Here is a 2,205-nt window from a genome sequence, read left to right as displayed (position 1 = left end):
CGAATTGAGGTTGCGAGGTGTTCACCGCAAGATTTTTAGCGCCTGTGAAATCGAGCGCCGCCCGCGCGGCGCTTCGCGGGTAAATCGGATCGCCGCACCGCCGCTCCCACATTTGCTGCAACGTACCAACCCTGACAGGCCATGGTTGCCAGCCTTGTTGGCTCGACTGGATTTATGGGTGGGCCACACTGCAGCCTCACCTGTCTCAAGCCAAACACCAAGGCGGGCAACCCTCTCTCACAGGCATGGCCACGTTGCAACAAATGTGGGAGCGGCGGTGCGGCGATCCGATTTACCCGCGAAGCGCCGCGCGGGCGGCGCTCGGTTTCACAGGCGCCGCAAAACTTTCGCCAATCCCAACGGTCTACCGCCCCAAGCGCTTCCCCCAATCACCGCCATGCCCCTGCGCACAAGCCTCTTCACTGTCGAACCGCACATGCCATGCCGGATGATCCAGTGCTATGCCCGCCGCCTCCAACGCTTGTGCAGTCAGCACCAGCATGCGCGTCTTGGCGTCGCCCGTCATGGCTGCAGCCTTGTCGGCTTCTTGCTCGAACACCCAGGTTATGCGCAAGCTGGCCGGAAAATCCTCAGGATCGAGCCGGTGGGTCAGCCAGCTGAAGCCGATGATTTCTGCCTTGGCAGTTTCGCAGGCATCGGTCAGGCATATCACCAGTTCACGCTCCAGTCTGGCCATTTCACGCTTGCCAGATGCCTTCACAGGTTTGCCTCGTCGTCGATCTGCTGACAGAACCGCAGCCGGTTACCGAACGGGTCCCACACCTGCATCTGCAAGCCCCAGTCCAGGCGCTCGGCTTCGGGCCGCGCGTAGCCGTACTGTTTCGCTTGCAGTTCATGCTCCAGCGCGCGCAGGTCGTCGATGCGGGCGAACACCGTCGAGCCGGGGCACGCGTCACCATGGTGTTCGGAAAGGTGCAGGATCAGGCTGTCACGATGAACCTGCATGTACAGCGGCAGGTCCGGGCTGAAGCGGTGTTCCCAGTCCAGCGTGAAACCGAGAAATTCGAGGTAGAACTCCCTGGCCTTTTCGACCGAGAAGATACGCAGCACCGGGATGGCGGGAGCGAGGGGCATGGGGCGTCCTTGACCGTGGGCAAAGACGCTACTCTAGCGCAGTTGCGCAACCTGTGGTTGACCACCCGCCAGCCACTGCGTAGCCTTGCCAGTTCGAGGTTCTTCGGCCAGGCCGAAGCTAAGACGGGAACGCGGTACAAGCCGCGGCTGCCCCCGCAACTGTAAGCACCGACAACGGATCGACACAGCCACTGCGCCAACGCGCGGGAAGGCGTCATCCCGCCAGCCTGGCTTCAGCCGGCAACTGGAACGGTGCCAGCCAGGAGACCTGCCTCGCAACGTTTTCGACTTTCAACCGGGCGGGGTGATCCGGTGGCGAACAAGCCCGGCCGGCCTGGCCTGCGGCTGTCGTCCTGCATGCCCGCGCCATTCTGCCAAGGGCACTGCGACATGAAAACACTGGCCAAGCTCCCCGTCACCATCGTTACCGGCTTCCTCGGTTCGGGCAAGACCACCTTGCTGCGGCACATGCTCGACAACGCCCAGGGCCGCCGTATCGCGGTCATCGTCAACGAGTTCGGCGAGCTGGGCATCGACGGCGAAATCCTCAAGCAGTGCAGCATCGGCTGCACCGAGGAAGAAGCCAGCGGCCGCGTCTACGAGCTGGCCAACGGCTGCCTGTGCTGCACCGTGCAGGAAGAATTCTTCCCGGTGATGCGCGAGCTGGTGGCGCGCCGTGGCGACCTCGACCACATCCTCATCGAAACCAGTGGCCTGGCCCTGCCCAAGCCGCTGGTACAGGCCTTCCAGTGGCCGGAAATCCGCAACGCTTGCACGGTCGACGCGGTGATCACCGTGGTCGACAGCCCGGCGGTAGCCGCCGGCACCTTCGCCGCCTACCCGGACCAGGTCGATGCCCAGCGCAAGCTCGACCCTAACCTGGACCACGAATCGCCGCTGCACGAACTGTTCGCCGACCAGCTGGCCAGCGCCGACCTGGTGGTGCTGAACAAGGCCGACCTGATCGATGCCGAGGGCTTGGCCAAAGTGCGTGCCGAAGTGGCCGAAGAACTGCCGCCAGCGGTCAAGGTGATCGAGGCCAGCAGCGGCAAGTTGCCAATTGACGTGCTGCTGGGCGTGGGTGCCGAGTCCGAGGCGCACATCGATGGC

3 protein-coding genes and 1 riboswitch are annotated in these 2,205 nt (G+C 63.8%); of the genes, 1 reads left to right on the top strand and 2 read right to left on the bottom strand.

Annotated features, from left to right (window positions below):
• Positions 1-364: 364 nt before the first annotated feature.
• Together HP547_RS28435 and HP547_RS28430 are read right to left on the bottom strand one after the other, a co-directional pair.
• Positions 365-721 (bottom strand): hypothetical protein, encoded by a 357-nt coding sequence (locus HP547_RS28435; protein WP_172288823.1) that lies wholly within the window; start codon positions 719-721, stop codon positions 365-367.
• Positions 718-1,095: a glyoxalase superfamily protein gene (locus HP547_RS28430; protein ID WP_172228056.1), complete on the bottom strand. Its 378-nt coding sequence runs from the start codon at positions 1,093-1,095 to the stop codon at positions 718-720. The genes HP547_RS28435 and HP547_RS28430 overlap by 4 nt, the downstream gene beginning before the upstream one ends.
• Positions 1,096-1,174: 79 nt before the next feature.
• Positions 1,175-1,386, top strand: a riboswitch (cobalamin riboswitch).
• A 99-nt stretch (positions 1,387-1,485) separates the two neighbouring features.
• On the opposite strand from HP547_RS28430, the gene cobW reads away from it, so the two are divergent.
• On the top strand, positions 1,486-2,205 hold a 720-nt coding region (gene cobW, locus HP547_RS28425), incomplete at its 3' end, for a cobalamin biosynthesis protein CobW (protein WP_172288821.1).

The sequence above is a fragment of the Pseudomonas sp. CM27 genome (genome assembly GCF_013179515.1).
Classification (GTDB): Bacteria; Pseudomonadota; Gammaproteobacteria; order Pseudomonadales; family Pseudomonadaceae; genus Aquipseudomonas.
This window is presented reverse-complemented; position numbering and strand designations above follow the sequence as displayed.